This is a genomic window from Stenomitos frigidus ULC18 (genome assembly GCF_003003795.1).
Classification (GTDB): Bacteria; Cyanobacteriota; Cyanobacteriia; order Leptolyngbyales; family Leptolyngbyaceae; genus Stenomitos; species Stenomitos frigidus_A.
This window is the reverse complement of the sequence record NZ_PVWK01000075.1, coordinates 1-21,038: the sequence shown is the minus strand read 5'-3', so window position 1 is coordinate 21,038 and position 21,038 is coordinate 1. Positions and strand designations below refer to the sequence as shown.

The window sequence follows — 21,038 nt, the reverse complement described above, 5'->3', positions numbered from 1 at the left end:
CCAGTGTGGTGCTAGTGGATGAAATCAAGATGAAATTGGCAGCCGTTTTACTGCTTGTACCAGGCTTGTTGCCACTGCTTCATTTGCTTGATTTCAGCTTCTTGAGAACGAATAATGTCCCGCGCCAGTGCTTGAATTTCAGGCCGCTTCGACTTTTTTAAAGCATCCTGCGCCATCACCACAGCACCCTCGTGGTGGGGAATCATGGCGTTGAGAAAGCGTTGATCGAACTGGTCATCGGCGGCACCCAAGTCCATGCTCATCATCATGCTTTTGATAGCATCTTGCGACATGGGCATAGAGTGATGCATCTGAGCGTTATAGGCGATCGGCTCGGCACTCGCTTCATCTGAGACACGTGATCTATCACCACGATCAATGATCGTTTTGCGATAGGCGCGAACTCTTTTGACAGGTTCGGGGTTGCCATAGCTCTCATTGGGAAAAGACTGGTGGAAACTCCATTGAGCAACCGGAACGGGAACATTTAGATCAATCCTGATTGTGTTTGAAGAGACTCCTCGCTCCCGACTCCAGGCTTCATAAGCTTGGAGAACCGATAAGTCCAATCAGTGCGACTTAAGGCTTCAGGAGCAAGACCTTGGACTTTTCTTCTATACCCTAATACCCGTTGGATACTCTGATGGTAGGTCTTGAGCGTGGCGGCAGTCATCGATCGCTGCCGCCACGGGGCAGGGTTAATTCATTGTATGAGTAGGAAAAGGGCATCTATGTCATGGGCAACACGACGTTGAGCTTTGGTGATAGAGACCTCACCGTGCAATCGAAAGAGATTGAGCGCCCAAGTGCGAATCAATCCCCAGTGTTCGGGAGCATGAGCGAGCTTGAGGGGACAATCATCTTCACGAAAGACGACATCTTTGACCCAATGGAGACGGTTTTCAATACCCCAATGCCTTCTAATCCCCACGGCAAATTGTCGTGCGCTTGGTTGCCAAACTCGTAATGTAGTAACTCACTTGAGTGTCGGGTTTACCGTTGCGAGTGCCCTGACGCTGAACGCGCACGAATCGACGTAATCCTAACCAATCTTCGGCAAGGCCTGCCAGACAATCAAACACCTCCACCGTTCGTTGAGTCAGACGTTGGTGTCCCTGCTCATAGTGCCATTAGCACTGACTGGAGTACAGTCAGTGCTAATGGCACCGAGTCGCTGATGCAACGACTTTTGATTCCCTTTGACCGTCATTACGTAATCGTTGCCCTGCTCGATCATCGTTTTGACCGTTTTTTTTGGGCGTGTGCCGCATCCATCGTCTGCTTTGACTGGATCGGCTAATGCCGAGGCTTGGGCTTCCGCGTAGTCTTTTTTCGCTTTAGCGAAGGCTTGGGAGTTTTTGACGTAGAGTTTGTAGAGCTTGCTTTTACCCACGATGTTGTCTTCGTCGTCAAACTCGTACAAAACTTTTTTAGAATCATCGATTTGCTTTTGAACTTCAGGCGCGATCGGCGGCATCGGGGTAGGTTGCATACTGCTGCTGCTGCTTTCGTAGTTCGAGCTAATCCGACGCTGAGTGGGATACTCCAAGAAGGAACCATCTTTCGTCACCATGATCATGTTATCGACCAGTTCTGCGGTCTTAAACGCTGCATCCAGTGCTCTCCTGAATTTTGGATCGGGAGTGGGGGCAGAACTGCCACCAGATACAGGACTGCCAGTAGGGGCTGGCATTGATTTCACGGTATCTTGCAGTGTGGAACCCCCCATTGGTGACCAGGGATTTGTATAGTCCCTCGGATCAACCATTCTGCCCAGAACCGTTTGGGAATAGACGAATCCAGTGGTAAGCGCTTTGCCATCGGTGCGAACTGGACGAGTGGATTTGATTTGATCAATCAAGTTCCTAAAGACTGTGAGAATGGCAGATCCAGATTCATTCGGCATGATTTTTCTCCTAGATTTCGATGAAGTAAGGTGATTTGTTGCGGTGAGACTGAAGATCAAGGCACAGCTCGTAAACTTGTCGCTTCGGCTTTGGTTCTCTCTTACAACCTCATCAAAAGGTGCAGGTAACCAAGTTCGAGGCTGAGAATGTCTAAGTTTGGCTAACTTTCAAAGCTGAGTGCGTCTAAAATTGAGACGACTACAAATTAGTCATAGAGCGCGATGCCCCGATCGCTCAGAGTTCGTCAGGAGTGCATTGAAAAGGTCAAATTAGCAGTCAGGCGTAATGGCTTCCTGAGTCAGCAGGCGTTGGCGGAAGCGGTTGGCATGGCGCTGGCGACGATCGGTAGTTTTTTGCGCGGGAAACCGGTTGACCGGGCCACCTTTGTCGAGCTTTGTGACCGACTCGCCTTGGGCTGCCAGGCGATTGCGGCACCTATACAAGCACTGCCCATGCTTGGGGAGGAAAGCCAACCACCGCCTTCGCAGACACCTTGGCTAGGACAGCAAGACGGGGGAGGAACAACCCTTTCCTGGGGAGAAGCCCTTGATGTCTCTGCCTTTCATGGACGAGAGGCGGAACTCTCCGTCTTAAGGCGATGGGTAGTAGATGACCACTGCCGCTTGATTACTCTGACTGGGATGGGTGGGATTGGCAAAACAGCCTTATCTGTGAAGCTGGCGGAGCAAGTGCAAACAGAGTTCGCGATTGTGATTTGGCGATCGCTCCACAATGCCCCACCCGTGCAAGAATTGCTGCTAGATCTGTTCAATGTTCTCTCCAGAGGGCAGAACACAGACATGCCAGCGACTGTAAACAGGCAAATCTCTCAACTGGTCGAGTCCTTCCGCACAACACGCTGCTTAGTGATTCTGGATAACGCTGAATCCATCCTGCTGAGTGGGGAACGGGTGGGGGCCTACCGGACAGAGCATGAAGCCTACGGACATTTACTGAACGGCATTGCTGAAACGCAACACCAAAGTTGTTTAGTTTTGACGAGTCGTGAAAAGCCAAAGGGGTTAGCGGTCAGGGAAGGCGTACAGTTTCCGGTGCGCTCCTTGCGGGTCGTGGGGTTGCAGCCAGCGGCAGGACAGGCAATCCTGGCGGCGAAAGGTTTGCTGGTGTCATTGGAAGACAGTGCCGCGTTAGTGCAACAATACGCTGGCAATCCCCTGGCTCTGAAAATTGTCGCTACGACTATCCAGGAACTCTTTGACGGTCGTGTAGTGCAATTCCTGCAGCAAGGCACCCCTATTTTTGGTGACATTTCTGATCTGTTAACCCAACAATTCAACCGCTTGTCTGACTTAGAACAGCAAATTATGTTCTGGTTGGCGATCAATCGAGCCTGGACAACTTTGTCAGCGCTACAGGCAGATCTTGTGCCAGCCATGTTATCGCGATCGCTCTTAGAAGCGCTGGAATCGCTGCAAGCACGCTGTCTCATTGAGACGACTGCGCCAACTGAGAACAGTGTGGCGCAGTTTTCACAGCAGCCTGTGGTGATGGCATACATGACCGCACGGTTAATTGAACGGCTCTGTCAGGAGATCACCACGGGTGAACTGCAGTGGTTTGATCGCTATGCGTTAAGCAAAGCGCAAGCGCAGGATTACATTCGCAAGACTCAGAGGCAGTTGCTGCTCAAGCCAGTTGCAGAACAGTTGCTAGCGAGCCTGGGCGGGCGATCGCAGGTGGAGCACTGCCTCGCTCACATGCTTTCGACTCTGAAGGCTCGTCCACTGCCACAACCGGGCTATGCCGCCGGTAATCTACTCAGCCTGCTCTGGCAATTGCAAGTGGATTTGACAGGCTATGATTTTTCTCACTTGACTGTCTGGCAAGCCGCTTTGCAGGCTATGACTCTGCAGCAGGTCAACTTTGCTGGGGCAGATTTGACGAAATCGGTGTTGACTCAAACGCTGGGCGATTTTCTAGCGGCTGCGTTCAGCCCCGATGGGCAATGGGTCGCCAGTGCTAGCGGCGATCGCACCGTCAAACTCTGGGACGTTCAGACCGGGGACTGTTTGCAGACGCTAACAGGGCATGACCAGCGGGTGCGGTCAATCGGCTTTAGCCCTGATGGCACCAGGGTCGTGAGTGGCAGCGATGATGCTACCGTTAAACTCTGGGACGTGACGACAGGGGCTTGCTTGAGGACACTCCTCGGACATCGCGGCACGATCTGGTCCGTGACATTCAGTGCCGATGGACAGACGCTAGCCAGTGGTAGCGAGGATGAAACGATGCGACTCTGGCAGGTGGAAACAGGAGCATGTCTGCAACTGCTGCGGAGCGATCGCCCTTATGAGGGGATGAACATCACCGGAGTGATTGGTTTAACCACAGCTCAGAAAACCACCTTGAGAGCTTTGGGTGCGGTGGAACTGGCATAGTGTGAGGTTTTGTAACGCGATCGCCGATCTTTTCTCTACCCAGGAAAAGTTGCTTTAGCCTGAAAGGGAATGGCGTTGCAGAGGGAACTTCTACCATGAGCGAGGAAACCAAGAAACCAGACGAGAAGATCGAGGTGGTCAGAAAGCTCGTTGTGCCAAGGCCGCCATCTGAGACTGAAGCGGGCGATCGCTCTCCCACCAAAACAGAACGGGATTTGGATCTAGACGCGATCTCTAAGACCAAACAGAACCCGACTCCAGCCACTGAAACAGTCAGAAAGCTCGTCATTCCAGAAGAGTAGTGTCAAGCTTGCTGCGTTGGGCTTGGCGCTACGGCTATCGCCTCTAAACCTCATCGAGCTAGAAACCCGTAGTTTTTCGTGGAAAGATCTCCAGTTTTCAACTTGGACGGGGTTTAGAACTACAATCTTTAAACTTTTTACTGCAATAATTGGGCTTGAAACTGGAACTTCCAAGCCTTTTTCGGCGATTGTGCCTAAAATTTAACTCCCAAGTTTCTTTGCTTAAAGCGTCAAGCATTAAATTCAGAAATTGTAGTTTTTACTGCCTGAATTTTCTAGAGAGTTGAGACGCAAGCAACGGCGCACCGCGTCGTTGCTTGTCACTAAAAACGAGTGATCTCACTCTGATTAGCTGAAGCTATCTTGGCTGAAGTTGTATTTGCTGAAGTTGTATTTGCCGACGTTGTATTTGTACGTCTCTAAAGCCCGCAGAATTTCCTGATCTTTGAAACAGTGCCTCCGCGCTATTAAGTTGATCAGGGACTAATTCCGACTTACCCATGCTTACATACACATCTGCTAATGCCTGATAAGCTGCAGCTTGTCCATTTAGATCTTGTGTTCTCTCTGCCTGTTCTTTGAATTGCAGGAGTGCTCCCTCAGCTCCAGCAAAGTTGCCTTGAGCTTTCAAAGCATCCACTTTTTGACTCACCTCCGGTGGGAGTGTACCACGACCATGGATACTACCGGTCGGGCCAATCACTCCGCATTTGAGACAGCGTCCTGCTGAAGCAGGGTGAATATTAACTAGAGACGGAACGGTCGCCAGGCTGATAATCAGCAGAAAAAATGAGTTAAATTTCATTGCATCAGAATCCTTTTTTGCTAAGTTTTGAGGTTGCTGTTTTGATCCAAACACGTTCATCCGGATGATCTGGGCTGCCAAAATCTTGGCAGTTTTTCCACTGCTCCCGCGCCGCAGTCTTTGTTCCTTCCAATTCTAAAACTTGTGCCAGCAAGCAGTAGGCTGACCCCCGCTGAGGATCTAGAGCCATGGCTTTTTTCAAATTTGCTTCTGCTTCAGAGTATTTTGTAAGTTTTAGTTGTGCCCAACCTAAATTCTTGAGCAGTGTATATCGCGCTTCATCGTCGGTTGCTAATTGTAAGCCTTCTGTCGCTAAGTAGACGGCTTTTGGATAATTTTGTTCCTGGATAATTTCCAGCCGTGCAAGATTGCCATACGCTAGAGCAAAGCGCTGTTCTACCGCACCTTGATAGCTAACACGAGCAAGATCAAAGTCTTGTTTTTCCTGATAGACCAAGCCCCGGTTGTACAAAGCGTCTGCATAGGTTGGCTTAAGCATGAGCGCTAGATTAAGATCTTGTAGAGCACTGTCATCTTGACCCTTACTAAATTTTTCAAACCCACGATTATTGAGAAAGATTGCTGACCAGGGAAGCACTAAAACAAAGAGTACGCCCAACACCGTACTTAGACCTGCCATGAAAAAGCCCAAACGTAATAATCGTTTGGCTTGAGCCTGTTTAATCATGCGATGACTGGCGGTGATTAGCTTCGGAAGTGAGGCATCGTAACCCAAATCACTTGCATCCGCACTGGACAACCATCGCTCGGCTTCCACCAGTTCAATCTTGTCTAACAAACCACCTGTTCCTTCACCCAGGCGAATCCATTCCTCAGCGTTTGCTGTTAGCCGTCTGCGAATTTGCTCGGCTTCTCGTCGCTCAAGAATCCACTGCTGCAACGCGGGCCAACCGCTAATCAGTGCTTCGTGAGCAATGTCTACTGTGATTGCGGTACTCGTTTCCTCACCGCTTAGGGTTAATAGGCGTCTATTGGCTAGATGGTTCAGAGTCTGGTTAAACAGATTGGGATTATCACCGACCGCTTGCAGTGCCTTCATCGATTGCTGACGGCGGGTGTCCGCGCGTCCTTCACCAAACTGTACCAATCGAAGAAAGATCCGTCGCGCCATGGCTTTCTGCTTGTCTGGTTCAACTTCCAGGGTTGCTAATGCATCATCGGCGCGACGTGCGATCGCCACCTGCAAACCAGTGCGATGTTCACTCCCACCAATGCCATAAGCTTTTCGGGGCAAAATCAGTGCCTCATAAGCCCTAAGGGGTAAGAGCCGCCGCTCCAACCGTTCCCACAGAAGTACTAACGTCTCCTGGATTAACGGTAAAACACCTGGTTCTCCCCTCGCATCAGTGACCAGTCGCTCTAATAAAGCAGTCTCAATAAACACACCAACATCCTCAGCAGGTCTTAGCATTGCCTGCCGCAGCCCTGCTTCATCTAGCGGCACGACCTCTAACCGATGTGCTTGAATTTTCCGCCACAAAACTGATGTCATCAAATCTGAATAAAAGTCAGCACGAACTGTTAACACTAGATAAACATTGGGTATTTCAGCTAACTCAAGCAATGCTTGTTGAAAGGGAACAGTCTCCTGGCTTGCTTGAGTAAACACTTCCTCAAACTGATCGATGACGAACAAAACTCGTTGGGCGTTAGGGTGAGTTGATAGTAGTTGGGTAATATTGTTGGCTGTAATTGGGTCATTGCCCAAACGCTCTTTGAGCGTTGCTAGGGGTGTTGCTCCCGGACGCATCGAACGAACCAACCATTCCCCTGTGCCAAAGAACCCAGTCTGACGTAGTTTTGGCACAAGTCCGGCAAAGACCAGGGAAGATTTGCCACTACCTGAAGGTCCAATCACCATCAGAAATGGATGCAACCGTAAGCGTCCCAGTAGTTCCTCAATTTCTTGCTCGCGTCCAAAGAAGCGATCGCTCATTGCCTCAGTAAACGGCTCCATCCCTGGATAGGGGCAGGGTGGTTTGGGTAAAGGGGTAGGGACAGTCAGCTTCAAGTCAGCACAAAGGCGAGCGATCGCGGCTGTCTTTTCTTCATCGGTTACCGCTTTCAATTGCACCAGCATGGCTAATCGAGGTTCCAGTTGCACAGGTTGCAGAACCAACGGAATCACGGGCCATGTCTGAGTTTCGTCACCATAAGCCTGACCCAACAGATCCACAAACCGTTTAGAACTATCTGCCAAATAAGCTGGAGAGACCACTAGCAGGGTATGCTGACTCTGCTGCACCGCACGCTGGAACTCTTGAACTCGAGGTGCTCCCAATCGAAACGCTGTTTCTGAGAGATACCGTACCCCTGCTTGAGTGAGCGCATCTAATAGGTAACCTTCTACCCAGGGGCGATCTGCATCCGCATAAGAAATAAATAGGTCATACTCTTTGTTCATGGCGGTTCTCGCTTACATCTGCGGCAAGGGTTCGCGTAATGTATGGATTAATCGTTCAAATTCACGCTCAGATCGACGAGGATGAGCCAGATCAAGCGTTGTTAGCATGCTCAACCGTGTAGGCAACTGAGCATTATCAAACGGCAGCGCTTTTACAGGCAGCAGACGATAAGTGCCTTCTTGAATCCCAATTGTTTGCCCCAGGATATTTTCAAACGTCGCTTCGTAGTGCGCTAAGTACGCTCCAGACAAAACAATAATTGTTCGCTTTGCCTGTTGGATTCCCTGCTCAATATTGACAACGCGAGCCACACCAGGGCTTGCCAGATCACCAGATACCGCAATTCGTAAGTTAGCCTGCTCTAAACGAGGTAATAAGACATCCCAAACCCAAGTAGTATCAGGCTCTTGATCTACATAACTGATATAGGCATCATATTGAAAATTTTCCTGGTCTTGGTCGAGTAAAGCGTGTCTATCAGGTACTTTGTCAAACCGAGGCGGTAATTCCTCAGCTTTATATTGAAGAACTGGTGTGGAAGATTCTGGAATGCCTTGCAGATCGATCGCATTACAGCCAAATTCAAACGCATCTGTGTAGGACTTGCTCCTACCGATCGCCTGGTAAAAACCCTTCGCAAACTTAACAGCGGCTCGATCACCGATCGCCTGATTCATGCCCACGACGCAGTTGATGTGTTGATGAATGGCTTTGGCTTGCTCCTCGGAATAGCAGGCGTTCAAAAAGACACACTCCACGTTTGCCTTAACCAACTTAAACAGACCTGCTAAGGCTATAGAACTGACCAGCTGCATCTGCCCCAACTCGTCTTCTAGTGCTAACCCCTGGCTGCCGCCACCGTGCCCTGAGAAGTGGACGATTTGAGGTTCATAATCCATCAGAATCGGTTGCAGATCATCCACTCGAACCGCCCAACGAGTGATGATTTCAAACTGGTCTCGATTTCTGGACTGATCCAACGCCGCCTGGATTTCGCGCACCTCCTCATCCAGGCGGAGCCGATCAGTATTTTTAGGGTTTGCAGTCAAGATCAGGATCTTTTTCACGGCAATCTCAACTCTAGAGAGGGAGCTAATCACTAGACATGCATAACTACCACTTCGTCATGACTCATCACGGACTTTAGAACTTCAGCTCGTAAGCTGTATGCATATTGTCGCTTTATTTGTTGGTCGTATACAAACTGGCACCTGTTTTTAGCAAGTGATCATTCGTCGAGCGACCAGACCCGTTGCTTGGCATAAATACTTTTAAGGTGCTTCCTCACGGTCTCTAGGGAAATGTAGAGTTGTTGCGCAATTTCCTGGTATGTAGAGCCGACTCGCCGCAGTTGCCAGATTTGCGCCTCACGGGGCGTGAGTTTATATCTACTCGCTTCAGTGACTGCCAGGTTTTGCAGTAATCGCTGGCAATCCTTGAGCATGACTAATAGATAAGGTTCACTGCCTTGTCGCTCCAGCCAAGAAGCCTGCACCCACAGCCTGCTATCTTTAGCTCTGATTTCAGCCTCAATCACCACGGCTGGAGACGCGGCGCTGCTGCGACTCTGAACGAGTGTTTGACAGACTTGCTCAATCGCTTTGGGCATCCCATCGGGACAAGTCTGGCTAGCGCTCAGTTGAGTGGAGAGCTGACGGGCACGATGATTGGCATAAACTTGTGCACCTCCTTCTGTGAAAATCAAAACACCATCTGTCAAACTTTCGATCGCTGTCTGGAAAAGGACATGCTGCTCTGATTGCACTGGAGAGTGGCGTGTTACCGCCCTGTTTGCCAGAGCAGCAGGATGAATGACTGGAGAAAGTTGCGTCAGCATTTTGAATGACCTCATGCGAGCTGATGCTTTCATTTCACTTGGCCATTGGCTAACTTCAAGCCTGAGAATAGCTGACTTGAGCTGAGTTGGCAGCCAATTTGCTGCGTAGTCATGCTTCCTCCGTTCGTCTCTACCCTTTATTGTGCATATGGACATACCCTCGTAGCCTATTCACCTTGGTTCGCGTGTTTAGACGGCGAAATGTCTGCGTCGTTTCATTGGTACTGGCATTGAGCCGAGATACGTGCGGAAGTTTATCATATGGGTACTAAAGCTCTGCTGCGTAAAGCTTTCAGCGTTTGGCTCAAAACATAGCTATTTTTGTCGGATAGCTGCCGGACGAGCAGAAGGACAACGGTAGAATGCGGGTTTCAGGCGATGAATCAAGCAGAAATCAGGTCGTGTACTAGTCTTCTTGTATTAGTACAAAAGTCAAAAGTAGTCCAAACCTTTACTAGACAAGGCTTTCAGTGCTCACGACTAGAAGCGAAAAGGCTGAAACACCCATCTAGCTTACGTTTCAAGCGATATGATAAAAATCGCACGTATCTCGGCTCAACCCCGGCTTATACCCCCGTTCTGGAAATACCACTCACTGCTGTCAAGCGGCTCAGAATAGGTGGATGCTGAAACAATGACTGGTTAGGGGTTTTAAGCCTGTCGTGATACCAAATTACACGAATGGGTCTCCGACCCGTTGATCGTTGCGGTTCAATGAAGTGTAACGATCAATTGATTCGATGGTTATGCGTGGTCGTGATGCGGCACCCATTTGGGAACAACGACGATCGGACGCATCATATCGTGGTCTTCGTGTTCGAGAATGTGGCAGTGATACATATATCGTCCAGGGTAAGGGGCAAAGGTCAGCGTAATCCCAACCATCTGACCAGGGTCTACGCGCACCGTATCCTTGGGAGCGCCAATCACATTTGGGTCAATGTCAACGGGCGTGATCGCTTCGATCTGCATCAACCTAAATTCGACTGGATCGAACGACGGACTGGTTGGATCATTGGGGTCCCGATGATTCCACAAGTAATTGAAGCGCTGCGTCACTGAGAAGTCCACTAGATGAACGTGGATGGGATGGGAGTCACCGCTCAAATTGACGATGTACCAGACTTCGGTCGTATCCAGGTGGATAAACCAGTTCACGCGATCGTAAAACCGGGTCGCCGCCTTCCAGCACTGCTGCGTCTGCATCTCGCCAGTCGCAGGATGGGGAAATTTAAAGGTGACGATCTCGGCATCATCTGGGACAGGCTCCTGACTAAGAGGTACAAACTCCCAAAAGTCAAGCATCGTCGTCGCGTCCGGCTCAGTAGAGTCTGGGGGGGGCTGCTCCACCAGCGCCATTAACCGGATATTGGTGTGAGCATCCACAACGGGTTGCGGACGGGCAGCCCGAAGCGGGTCGGTTGGTAGCATCGCAGAGACAACTTTAGGCGGTGCGCCTACATCAAAACGCATCACCTGTGGAAACAAGCGTCGCCGATCGGCATTTTGGGCCTCTACCACTTCCGCTGTTACAGAGGGATCGGCAATGAGGTTAAGTAGCTCTTGGGTAATGGCATCAGCATGGGGTCGAGCCTTGTCATCGTTGCCAAAGGGGGCGTCTGCTGTATTCCACAAGTAAACACTACCTTCAACGGCAGAAAAGTCCAGCAGCAAGTCCACACGTTCCGATGGCACCAAGACAAGGCCAGTCTCTGGCAGTGACACTTTGTTTTGCAATAGCCCCTGATCGCTGCCGATCTGCCAAACGCGAGCATTGAGATTCTGGCCGTTTTCATCCAAAAAGATGAGACGATAAGTGCGCGCATTCGAGCCATTCAAGAGGCGCAGACGATACAGCGTGGCTTGCACATCGACACGCGGCCAAATTCTGCCATTCACCAAGGTGTAGGGACCAAAAAATTCCGCTGGCCCTTCGCCACCGTTAACCTCGGCCTTGTGCAGCAGTGCACCAGTAAAGTTTCCATCGTCATCAACATCCAGGTTGCGATCCTGAATGATCAGCGGTAGCTCGTAGTCGCCTTGAGGCAGCTCGAGCGCCGCTTCTTCTTCATCCCGAATGAGCCAGGCACCCGCCAGCCCAGCATAAACATTAAGACGGGTAAGATGCATGGCGTGGTCGTGGTACCACAACATGGTCGATGCCTGGTCATTGTGATACGTGTAGTGCGCCACCTGATCTGAGAGGCGCGTATTGTCTGGCCAACCATCGTAATCGGCTTGTGTCCGACCGCCATGCAGGTGTGTGACGAGTGCTGCATGCAAATTGTGTGCCTGTTTGCGAACGGTATCTTGCTCAAGGGGAATGGCATCCCAGCGCCCTGGCAAATTCTGTGGCACGAGGTTGATGTCCGTACTATTGACCTTGATCACCTCGTAAGGCAGGGTTGCATCCTTGGGAATCTCGTTCTTCCAGGCAACTGTGACGACATCTGCCCGTCTGACCTCGACGGTGGGGCCCAAAAATGTGTCACCCACTCCAGCTCGAACGACCTGCCCTTCAGCGCGTTGATAACTCCAGACCGGAGTTGCAGGAAGATCTGAATGGAGCTTTACGTCTTTACAGCGGGCGGCAATGCTCAGGAAGCAGGCATCCCGATCGTCCTCTACAGGGCATACCGTTTCAGGAATGGGCAGTTCATCTTGGAAAGGCGTCAGATAAGGCATTGAGTGACTCTTGATAACTACGGGTAGACTCAGAAACCGGAAAACATAGCACGTTAAGGCTGTAACTTTTGTTCAGTGGCAGTTTCAGAATTTCTGTCTTAGAAGTCATTGGTTGCATCAATCGGTCTCTCGAAACTCATTGAGATGGCAAGTGAACGAGCATTCTGTTTCAAGAATGGTTTGTGAGCACGTGAAAGACTTGAGTTTCCGTCGCAACTTGTTAGATGTTCGGGTCGGAGACCCATTCGTGTAATTTGGTATCATCCTACGTTTTTATCTCATTTCAGGAGGCTCAAACCCTCATCCTTTCGTTCTGGAAGTACCACTCACTGCTGTCAAGCGGCTCAAAATAGGTGGATGCTGAAACAATGACGGGTTAAGGTTTTTAAGCCTGTCGTGATACCAAATTACACGAATGGGTCTCCGACCCGCAGTACCCGCAAGGGTAGGATCAGGATCGTCCATCCGCTTGCATATTTAGAAAACGTTGTCTTAGCTCAAAAAGCGTTTGCACGTAACACTTTTGAGTCTGACCTTCAAACAGTCTAAATTTCAAGGTCTACGCCTTCAGGCTAAAAAGGATTTTAGTAAACTATGTCTCATAACGTTGTCATCGGTTGTTTGCTCGTTGGATTGTGCAGTTTCTACTGGTTAGCCGTCACTGTCATCGCGACTGGTCATCGGTCGGTGCAAAGAGTCTTACGTCTGGTCACGCTTTGGCTGTCCGCTGTAATTGTTCTTGGACTTTACATTCCTGGTTTTCTACAGTATGGTTTGAGTCCTTTATCGGTCGTAACGTTTTGCTTATTTCTAGGAACTTTTGTCCTACTCGGTTTAATCCAAACATCTGTACGCATACCACTACTTGATAAGCCGAGTTGGGTCGTTCTCTTTATGGGAGTTTTAAGCACAGTTTTAACAGCCTTAACTGTTAAGGATATCTATGCCTTGGAGGTATTGAAACGCCACCAAACAGCGCCAATTACAGGTGACCAAGTTTTGATGTGGCCGTTCATCTTGCTAATGTTGTTTTACATTCCCCGGAACAGGAAGTCGCAAAGGCCAGGAGGTAATTTGTAAACGATGGTGTCATCCTGTAGCTTGCTTCCTTAAGGGTATGCTGTTCAATGGCAAGCATGACAGATTTCACTGCTGCCAGGGCAAGCGAAACTGATTTGACTTTACTGCCTCTACCTTGATTTCTGGCATTGGTTGAGGCGACTGTAATTGGGCAGCTAAGGCACTAAAAGTTGAATTTCTTACGAACCGCGCGTAACCGCTTGCGCGCTTTTTCGTAGCGTGGATTTTCGCCACTTTTGGCGATGCCCCAAATTTGCTTAATCTGATCAGCCTCGTTTGTGATGCCCTCCGAAAGACACTGAAAAAGCAGTGCTCTTAGATACTCGTCACTTAACCCATCGATCTCGTCGTTCGCGTCACCGCACTCTGTCTCTTCGTCCCCTATAGTCTCGTCTGGGGAGGCATCTGAGAAAGGTGCGGTATCAGGTGCGGTTGGATTGAAATCACTGCCCAGACATTTTTCTAGCCAGGTGCGGTGATCGGTGCGGTCGTTTGAGGGTGCGGTATCGGGTGCGGTCAAGGTGCGGTCAGGGTGCGGTGGTATGTGCGCGTAGACAGATGTATGCTGTATGACCTCATAACTACCGTCATCAGTGCCATTATCCACCGCGACGGCGACGGCAATCATCAACGGCAGCGATCGCAGCGTGGGGATCTGAATCGGGGGCATGTCCTTCCCAAAGCGCGGGTGATGGTAATGCGTTAGATGATGCGCCAACTCATCATCCACCATGCATGTCCAGCCCTTGTCAGCCATTATATAAGCTCTTAGCAATGGGTCTGAGGAAGTTTGCATATGCCGCTTACAGGCTTTCACTAACCGAATGGCTTTGAACGCATCTTTTAGCGCAACAAAGCCTTCTAAACCCATTGATTCCGCACTTTCAGCCTGCGACATCAACAGAAAGACGATGCCATATTTGCGGGCTTCCAGTTTGAATTCGGTGGCTTTCTCAGCGATCGCATTCTTTGCTTGCTGCGTCTGCTGTAACTTCTGTTCCCGCACTCGGATATCGCGTTGCATTTCCTTGGTCAGGGCATCGGCAGTTTGCAAGAATTGGACCGCGATCGCCAACGGATCATCGAAGGCAATAACCTCGCTTTGTCGGAGCGACTCCAGACTATAGGTCTGCGGCAGCTCTGGCTGCGCCAAGACGACCTGGTGGTTGCCAATCTCAACGGTGACAGTGGGAATGACAGGAGCGGCCGCAACGGGTCCGGGCTTCTCGCCCATGTAAGCCAAGAGTTGAGCGCGCTCGTCATCGTCAAAGTACCGTACACCGTCGATCAGGGCTCCCACTTCGTCCTGGCAAGCATCACTGGCTTTTCTAAACCAGCTCTGCACCGTGCGTTTGTCGCGATCAGTGGCTGCCGCGATCGACCGTAGGGTATGCCTGCGTTCCATTGCTTTTCTCCGCTTTATAGGGCTTTCATAGCGTCGTCATAGGGCTTCATAAGGGGGCATCACTATGAACTTCGTAGCGTTGTCATCTAACTTCGCAGCGATGCCGCCCCAAGCAAGAACAAATCTAGCACTAAAAAGTTACTTTTTAACGCGAATCGGTATTATAAATACACTGATGATCGCTTTCAGTAACTCAGGTGTACGATAGGGCTACATCATATGACTCAAGATGCTGTGAGTAAGCGCGTCAATCTGACACTCCCAGACACCGTGTATGAGGAGTTAGAAAAATGGGCAGAGCGGCAGGGTAGACCGACTGCAAATCTTGCTGCCTTTCTAGTGGAAACTGCACTTAGAGAGGCAAAAGAGCGCGGAGAGTTAGATTTGAAGCCCGCTGAGCCAGCTAAGAAGTGAAGGCGATCACCATGAGTACAGCCATCAAGCCAATCAGTTTTGAGGATTACCTGGCACAGGATGAGGTGGCAGACTTGCCCGATGCAAGGCATGAATTTGTGGATGGGGAGTGGATTGAATTGCCGCCAGAGTCAGAACAAAACGATTTTCTTGCCCGCTTCTTGCTGTTTGCGCTGGCCAGTAGTGGTGCCATTCCACTGCGACAGCTGGTGATTCATACCTGTGAACTCGAAGTGCCTGTTGTGCAACTAGGTACCCCCCGCAATCGCTTCCCTGATTTGGTGGTGCTGCACGAAAAGCATCTCAGCCTGACACAGCGACGGCTAACCATTACCCTGGCGATGCGGCCTCCGCTCCTAGTAGCTGAGGTGGTTAGCCCTGGTGATATAAATCGCGAACGTGATTATCAAGCCAAGCGCGCTCAATACCAACGGCGCGGCATTCCTGAGTACTGGCTGATCGACCCCGAAGCCCAGCTGATTACCGTGCTCCAACTGGAGGGCAGGCAATACGCCTTGGTCGGTGAGTTTAGAGGGAGCGATCGTCTGCGTTCAGCGCTGTTTCCGGCCATCAGTTTGACCGCTGAGCAGATTCTGCGGGGACAGGTGTAGACATGGCTAACATCCGACCAGCACCTGAGGCCAAGGGGTTCACTGACAGGACCGCAGCAGCAGTTTCTGAAAAACTTTGCCAGCGGACAGGATGATCTGCGGTTAGATCATTGATACTTCACCACAGCAAAGCTCCAACCACAGCGCGAGTTGCTAGTGAATCACAAGTTTCCACGTTTGAAACAAGAGGAGTGTTCGTCATGTTCTAGGCAGTCCTAGAAGCCAAAAACCCCAACTGGTGGTACAGCAGGGGTCAAGAGGCTTGTTATTCAATTGAAAGAATAGGAGAAGGAACGCTAATCAGAGCTTTGGTCGAGCGAGATATTAGGTCACCAGTTTTGCTGTGCCAATTTTAGTGGCAATTTGTCAAATGGTGCAAGTTTTTTGACAAATTGCTCTAGTTTTTGCATGGCTTCCTATACGCTGTTGTTCCAGGCATAGGGAGTAAACTTGTGCATCAAAAAATAGAAGGCAGGGAGAATCATGCCCTGCAAGGCGTTTGTCTGAGCAGGGAGGCGTAGCAATGAATCTCCCTGCTCCCCAATTTCAAGCAATTCAAGAGCCAGACGCCGCCATAGCCATTAAATCAGCATCATTTCTAGTGCGATAACCCTTGCCATAAGCATGGTGCATTTAATGTCATACGGGCTCAGTTTTCGCACGATCAAGAACGCATAGCAAGGCAGCCAATGGGAAGGTAGAAAGGCGCTGAAAAGACTAACCAGCAAAGGTTTCAATTCTACTTTTACAGTTAGGGCGGGGTGGGCAATATTAGCCTAAGGGTGAGATGCTGCTGGAACCCAACGATAAAGCGTAGGAACCGACGCCCCTAGATTTTTTGCCACATCGCTAGGCGGAACGCCACTCGCCAGAAGACTTTTTGCTGATTCAATCTTGCTATCCGTCATCTTCCGCTTGCGACCACTCTTGCAACCCAATTGATGAGCGACTTGCAGCCCCGCACGGTTGCGAATCCTTAACGTACGATTTTTTCCGAATTCTGAGGTGACCCCAAGAGGCGCAAGAGACCTGGGCGATCGCCCAGGTCGTCTCCACCTTGCTGACGAATGCCGGATTCAAACTCAAACCGGGACAACTCGAACGATTCCCCAACCCCAAGCCCTACAGCGAGTCTCCCAGCCTCTATGCTGGACATCGGCTTCCCCTGCAAGCCGGTTCCTACCTGCTTAACCACGACTACCAGCCCATCTACGGCGAACAAACTACCTTTGTGCAGCGCTGGCAGTTTGCTCAGCACCGTAACCCCATCGATCAGCGCACCTTGAAACGGGTCTTGCAACAGACCAAGCGTCAACGGTACAAACTCTCCGGTAAAGCCGAGAAGTTCCTCCATGACTTGAACACTGAGGTTTTAGCTGGATGGAGTGATGCCGGACAGACCAACTACCTGCTGGGTCGAATCGCCATGCGGGAATACATCTTCGGTCACGTCCAGCGTGGTGGCGAACCTCTCGCCGGCGCAGACTTAGCCGCTGCCATCTGCGAAGTGGCACGATCGCTCTCTGGCTTTGAAGCGTATTGCCACCATCAAACTGACCTGGAACCACGCGCTATGTTCTATGCCCGTTCCATCCAGTCCAGCCGTTACTACCCCTTTGGCTCCAAGCACCAGGCGAAGGCTTCACCCCTACCAGAACGGCTCGAACCACCCAAGCCAAACTGGAACCAGGAGCAGTCGCAAGCGGCTCGCGATCGCATCCAGACAGCGCTCAGCGACTTACAGCAACGGCAGACCTTACCAGCCACGATCACCGCTCGCAGACACGCCATCCGCACCTATGGAATTGGGAATCAAACCTTAGATAAATACAAAGAGTTATGGCATCCCAATCACCTGAAACCCCTGTCAGACAAGGAATACAACCCTATTCAGTCCCTTGCCATACAGGCAGAAACGCTGGAACTTAGACAGGGAGGGGAATACCACCCTATCGATACCAATAAGCTTATGCCCATTGCCGCTGCCCCTCAAGGGCAAGCGGCTGGGTCTTTAGAAGTTGGGTTGGGGTGGGGGCTTTCCACAGGTGCTCCTGCTGCCGCTGCTGATCAGAAGTCTGAGCGAGCAGAGAAGCAGCTTGTTAAAATGCAAGTGTGGCTGGAGAGTGAAGACCCGATTCTGGTTGCGGAAGCCCAGCAGTTCTTTACGGTTCAGGCGCAGAAAGATGAGGTCAGTCTAGGCAGTACGGACGGAGTGACACTGGAGCAACGCGAAGGTTGTGCGAACGAGGAGGCAGGGATGCCAGGTGGCTTTGGACGATCGCACCCGCAGCGCCGAGGTGGTAAGAGCGCTTTGCAAGAAATTCGGCAACTGAGTGTTGTGTCTCAATAGCCAGTGCAGGAGCCTGACGTGGATCTGGCAATGCAAGCAGAAGTGGAAGCGTTCTTTGCCCAATACCAGCAGGAGCATCCTGAAGAGACGTCGCTGGCATGGTCTGCTGGTGTTTGTAATCCGCTGGCAAGGGTGGATTTGCTGGCTGTGGGTGCTCGCTACCTGGAGCCTGAGGAGGAAGACTGGCTGGCCTTGGCACCTATGGTGGGCTGGCTCTTGGTTGAGGATGAGCTGGATGCCATCTATTTCACAGCGCCACCACCGGACTTTGCGTTGGAGCAGGCGGATTGGTATGTGCGATCGTTGACCACGTTTCTAGAAGAGCCTGTGCTTTTGCGAGAGGCGGTAGAGCAGTATCCCATGACTGAAGCCAGTATTCGAGGGGCGATCGACCAGCGCGTGCAGCAATTGGGTTGGACGCTGGAGCAGCGCACCCGCTTTGTGCTGGAGTTGTTTGAGCAACCGGAAGTGGGTTTGGCTCAAGCGGATTGGGAGCTGTTGTTGTTTGAGCTGCAAAGTCAGCTGCAAGGTCTGAACTAGCGCGAGTGCTGTTGCTTGGGTCAACCCTTATGTTCTTGAGCCTTGACTGAAGCTACTGGGTTAACTGCCCCGGCCGCAGAAGTCCTGCCTCCAAGCTCCACTCGGGTCAATTTTCTGTAACGTCTGCTAGGCAAGGCTTTACAGCTCATCGTGCACTATTTTGCCCTCATGTCGGCTCAACCCCAAAGGCGCTTGAAAAGCTAACGCCAGGGGATGCAGGAACATAATTTTCCGGAATCGTCAAATTATGTAAATAATTCGTTACACTAATTTACATGACGTAATAAAAGGGTTCACCCCTTTTGTTACGGCTTTATTCCCTTGAGGGCACCAGCAATCGCAATGGATCAGGTCACCGAACTCACTTTAGAGCAAGCCTTCAGCCTCAGACGTTTTGCCGATCAGGTCGAGCGCATGTCGCATGAGCAGGCTCAAGTACTTCTCATCGAGCAGTACCGCCAGATGCTCCTGCGGGAAACGCTCTATCGGGATTTGCTGAAGCAGGAATGGCAACTGGATACAGGGTTTGCCTCGCTTTAAAACTCGCCAGCAAGTCTGACTGCTCATCGTTGCAGCAAGCGTTTCAAGCACCACCTTTGGAGCCAAGAGCATGGCAAGTTCGACCCACGTTAACGCTCCGACCACTGATCGCAAGGCTTGGGTTTGGGGTTTTACGCCTCAAGCTGAAGCCTGGAATGGTCGGTTAGACATGCTGGGCTTCGTGGCTGTGGTGCTCATCGAAGTGTTTTCGAGTCAGGGCGTGCTGTACTTCTGGGGCTGCTGTCAGTCAGCCACCCTGGTTGAACGTCGCAGTCTGATCTAGTTTGGCCACCAGCAAGCCTTGTCATCGCCAGCGCTTTCCAACAACTTTTCAGCTTACCAAGGACTGTTATGACTACTCTTTCAAGCCTCAAGCATCATCGTCCAGCACCATTGGTCGGCATCAGTGCTTCCTTCAAGCAGCTGACCGATCGTTTAGCTCGCACGCTCCTTACAGCTTTACTAATTGGCTTGTTTTGGCTACCAGGACTCTTTTTTAATCCGGCGCTGGCGCTGCCGCTTAAGGCGGCAACGGTTTCTGAAACGATGGCTCCACAGGTCGTCAACGACTCTCCTGAAGACGCTCGCACCAGTGCCCTCGTCGCTTGTTTACCAACGGTACTCAGTCAACCGAGCCTCAAGCGTGCCTTGAGTGAAATGGGCAACGATCAGCTTGAGCGAGTGCTTAACCTCAAGGCTGCTCCGAAGCTGAGTGAGGCAGAAGTTGCTCTCGAAAGTTGCTTGACCCGTCAAGCCTCCTGAATGTGAATCCTGTTTTGTTTTGTCCGTAGCCGTACCACGTTCAGACTGCGATCTTTATTACTGGTGAACCATGTCTAAGCTTTTTCCACTCATTCCTACCCCCGGTGCTATGCAAGACAAAGCTAGCGTCGCTGCACTCAAAGAGCGCTTGGATTGGGGTGAGCCTGCCCTGACGATCATTGACGTGAGCGATCGGGACACGTTCAACGCTAGCCACATTATGGGAGCGATTGCGATGCCCCTGGAGGAGCTAGTCTCCCGTGCGCGTGCCGCTCTCGAAACCAACCGTGACATTTACGTCTATGGTCAGACGGAGGAGCAAACAGCGGCGGCAGCCTCGCGACTGCGGGCAGCAGGCTATCAAAATATTGCTGAACTCATGGGCGGTCTGGTCGCCTGGAAAAGGTCTGAGTACCCTATTGAAGGGCTTTAAGCGCTTCCCGTTTCACGCCACTTAGGCCCCGCAATGAGTGATCCAACTTAAACTCCTATCGACTCACGTGGTGAGCGATGGGAGTTTTTTTAAGGCTGTATCGGTTAAAGCGATGGGCGCTGAACCTACTTGAAGGCTGGTTACTTGCCCTGTGTTCCCACCAACAACAACTACTGCCGGGCCACTAACCAACAAGATTAGCCCTGTTTTGAGGCAAACGCTGAACCGCTGAACCTGCGCGGTCTGGCAGAAATGCCACGAGAGAATGCGGGTTTCAGCCGTTAAAGACCCATCAAAAGCGGCTATGTACTACTGATTTTCAATTAGTACAGCGTCCAAAAGTAGTCCAAACCTGCACTAATCAAGGGTTTCAGCGGTACAGCTCAAATCGACTGTTCCCTGAAACCCTGACAGAGAAAGAGTTCTGTGCCTATGTTGCACTTTTTACCTCTATGTCGGCGTGCGATTCGTTTCTGCCTAAGTCAAGCCCCTCCACCAGGTTTGAAATAAAGCAGAGTCAGGGTGTTTCACCTTGATAACTC

The 21,038-nt window shown here is 50.9% G+C and carries 21 protein-coding genes; 10 read left to right on the top strand and 11 right to left on the bottom strand.

Features of this window, described 5'->3' with window-relative positions; genetic code table 11:
- Positions 1–47 precede the first annotated feature (47 nt).
- The 4 genes from C7B82_RS35100 to C7B82_RS12810 form a co-directional block, all read right to left on the bottom strand.
- Positions 48–569, bottom strand: a complete 522-nt coding sequence (locus C7B82_RS35100; RefSeq protein WP_245939863.1) for a DUF305 domain-containing protein — start codon at positions 567–569, stop codon at positions 48–50.
- A 134-nt stretch (positions 570–703) separates the two neighbouring features.
- Positions 704–931 (bottom strand): transposase, encoded by a 228-nt coding sequence (locus tag C7B82_RS35095; protein WP_146141145.1) that lies wholly within the window; start codon positions 929–931, stop codon positions 704–706.
- The gene (locus tag C7B82_RS32265; RefSeq protein WP_181357470.1) at positions 921–1,088 is read right to left on the bottom strand and encodes a hypothetical protein; all 168 of its coding nucleotides are present in this window, start codon (positions 1,086–1,088) and stop codon (positions 921–923) included. The genes C7B82_RS35095 and C7B82_RS32265 overlap by 11 nt, the downstream gene beginning before the upstream one ends.
- Before the next feature lie 11 nt (positions 1,089–1,099).
- Positions 1,100–1,906 carry a hypothetical protein gene (locus C7B82_RS12810; RefSeq protein WP_106256679.1) on the bottom strand — a complete coding sequence of 269 codons (807 nt, stop codon included), beginning with the start codon at positions 1,904–1,906 and terminating at the stop codon, positions 1,100–1,102.
- Between the two features lie 222 nt (positions 1,907–2,128).
- On the opposite strand from C7B82_RS12810, the gene C7B82_RS12805 reads away from it, so the two are divergent.
- Positions 2,129–4,306 (top strand): NB-ARC domain-containing protein, encoded by a 2,178-nt coding sequence (locus C7B82_RS12805; protein WP_106256678.1) that lies wholly within the window; start codon positions 2,129–2,131, stop codon positions 4,304–4,306.
- Between the two features lie 95 nt (positions 4,307–4,401).
- On the top strand, positions 4,402–4,608 hold the full coding sequence (locus tag C7B82_RS12800) for a hypothetical protein (protein ID WP_106256677.1): 207 nt from the start codon (positions 4,402–4,404) through the stop codon (positions 4,606–4,608).
- Positions 4,609–4,966: 358 nt separating this feature from the next.
- On the opposite strand, the gene C7B82_RS12795 is transcribed toward C7B82_RS12800, so the two are convergent.
- From C7B82_RS12795 to C7B82_RS12765, 6 genes are all read right to left on the bottom strand, one after another.
- Positions 4,967–5,473: a hypothetical protein gene (locus C7B82_RS12795; RefSeq protein ID WP_146141144.1), complete on the bottom strand. Its 507-nt coding sequence runs from the start codon at positions 5,471–5,473 to the stop codon at positions 4,967–4,969.
- A complete protein-coding gene (locus C7B82_RS12790; protein ID WP_106256675.1) occupies positions 5,418–7,838 on the bottom strand; it encodes an nSTAND1 domain-containing NTPase in 2,421 nt (806 codons plus the stop codon). The genes C7B82_RS12795 and C7B82_RS12790 overlap by 56 nt, the downstream gene beginning before the upstream one ends.
- A 12-nt stretch (positions 7,839–7,850) precedes the next feature.
- Positions 7,851–8,939 (bottom strand): CHAT domain-containing protein, encoded by a 1,089-nt coding sequence (locus tag C7B82_RS32260; RefSeq protein WP_339375146.1) that lies wholly within the window; start codon positions 8,937–8,939, stop codon positions 7,851–7,853.
- A 128-nt stretch (positions 8,940–9,067) separates the two neighbouring features.
- A complete protein-coding gene (locus C7B82_RS12780; RefSeq protein WP_181357468.1) occupies positions 9,068–9,676 on the bottom strand; it encodes a helix-turn-helix transcriptional regulator in 609 nt (202 codons plus the stop codon).
- Between the two features lie 744 nt (positions 9,677–10,420).
- Complete coding sequence (locus C7B82_RS12775; RefSeq protein ID WP_106256673.1) at positions 10,421–12,361, bottom strand: multicopper oxidase family protein; 1,941 nt, start codon at positions 12,359–12,361, stop codon at positions 10,421–10,423.
- 1,243 nt (positions 12,362–13,604) lie between these two features.
- On the bottom strand, positions 13,605–14,846 hold the full coding sequence (locus C7B82_RS12765; RefSeq protein ID WP_106256671.1) for a hypothetical protein: 1,242 nt from the start codon (positions 14,844–14,846) through the stop codon (positions 13,605–13,607).
- A 219-nt stretch (positions 14,847–15,065) separates the two neighbouring features.
- Between C7B82_RS12765 and C7B82_RS12760 the strand changes: the two genes are divergently transcribed.
- Positions 15,066–15,260 carry a ribbon-helix-helix domain-containing protein gene (locus C7B82_RS12760; protein WP_219904329.1) on the top strand — a complete coding sequence of 65 codons (195 nt, stop codon included), beginning with the start codon at positions 15,066–15,068 and terminating at the stop codon, positions 15,258–15,260.
- A gap of 11 nt (positions 15,261–15,271) precedes the next feature.
- Positions 15,272–15,871 (top strand): Uma2 family endonuclease, encoded by a 600-nt coding sequence (locus tag C7B82_RS12755; protein WP_106256687.1) that lies wholly within the window; start codon positions 15,272–15,274, stop codon positions 15,869–15,871.
- A 776-nt stretch (positions 15,872–16,647) separates the two neighbouring features.
- Here the strand turns inward: C7B82_RS12755 and C7B82_RS12750 are convergent.
- Positions 16,648–16,809: a helix-turn-helix domain-containing protein gene (locus tag C7B82_RS12750; RefSeq protein WP_425443605.1), complete on the bottom strand. Its 162-nt coding sequence runs from the start codon at positions 16,807–16,809 to the stop codon at positions 16,648–16,650.
- Between the two features lie 119 nt (positions 16,810–16,928).
- On the opposite strand from C7B82_RS12750, the gene C7B82_RS12745 reads away from it, so the two are divergent.
- The 6 genes from C7B82_RS12745 to C7B82_RS12720 all read left to right on the top strand — a co-directional run bounded on the left by C7B82_RS12745 (position 16,929) and on the right by C7B82_RS12720 (position 20,496).
- Positions 16,929–18,221 carry a hypothetical protein gene (locus tag C7B82_RS12745; RefSeq protein WP_106256670.1) on the top strand — a complete coding sequence of 431 codons (1,293 nt, stop codon included), beginning with the start codon at positions 16,929–16,931 and terminating at the stop codon, positions 18,219–18,221.
- A gap of 18 nt (positions 18,222–18,239) precedes the next feature.
- Entirely contained in the window at positions 18,240–18,761 is a 522-nt protein-coding gene (locus tag C7B82_RS12740) for a hypothetical protein (protein WP_219904328.1), read from the top strand.
- 321 nt (positions 18,762–19,082) lie between these two features.
- On the top strand, positions 19,083–19,301 hold the full coding sequence (locus C7B82_RS12735) for an NblA/ycf18 family protein (RefSeq protein ID WP_339375144.1): 219 nt from the start codon (positions 19,083–19,085) through the stop codon (positions 19,299–19,301).
- 70 nt (positions 19,302–19,371) lie between these two features.
- Positions 19,372–19,584, top strand: coding sequence for a high light inducible protein (locus tag C7B82_RS12730; RefSeq protein WP_106256667.1), 213 nt, complete (start codon positions 19,372–19,374; stop codon positions 19,582–19,584).
- A 68-nt stretch (positions 19,585–19,652) separates the two neighbouring features.
- A complete protein-coding gene (locus C7B82_RS12725; RefSeq protein WP_106256666.1) occupies positions 19,653–20,063 on the top strand; it encodes a hypothetical protein in 411 nt (136 codons plus the stop codon).
- Positions 20,064–20,133: 70 nt separating this feature from the next.
- A complete protein-coding gene (locus C7B82_RS12720) occupies positions 20,134–20,496 on the top strand; it encodes a rhodanese-like domain-containing protein (RefSeq protein ID WP_106256665.1) in 363 nt (120 codons plus the stop codon).
- The last annotated feature ends 542 nt before the right edge of the window (positions 20,497–21,038 follow it).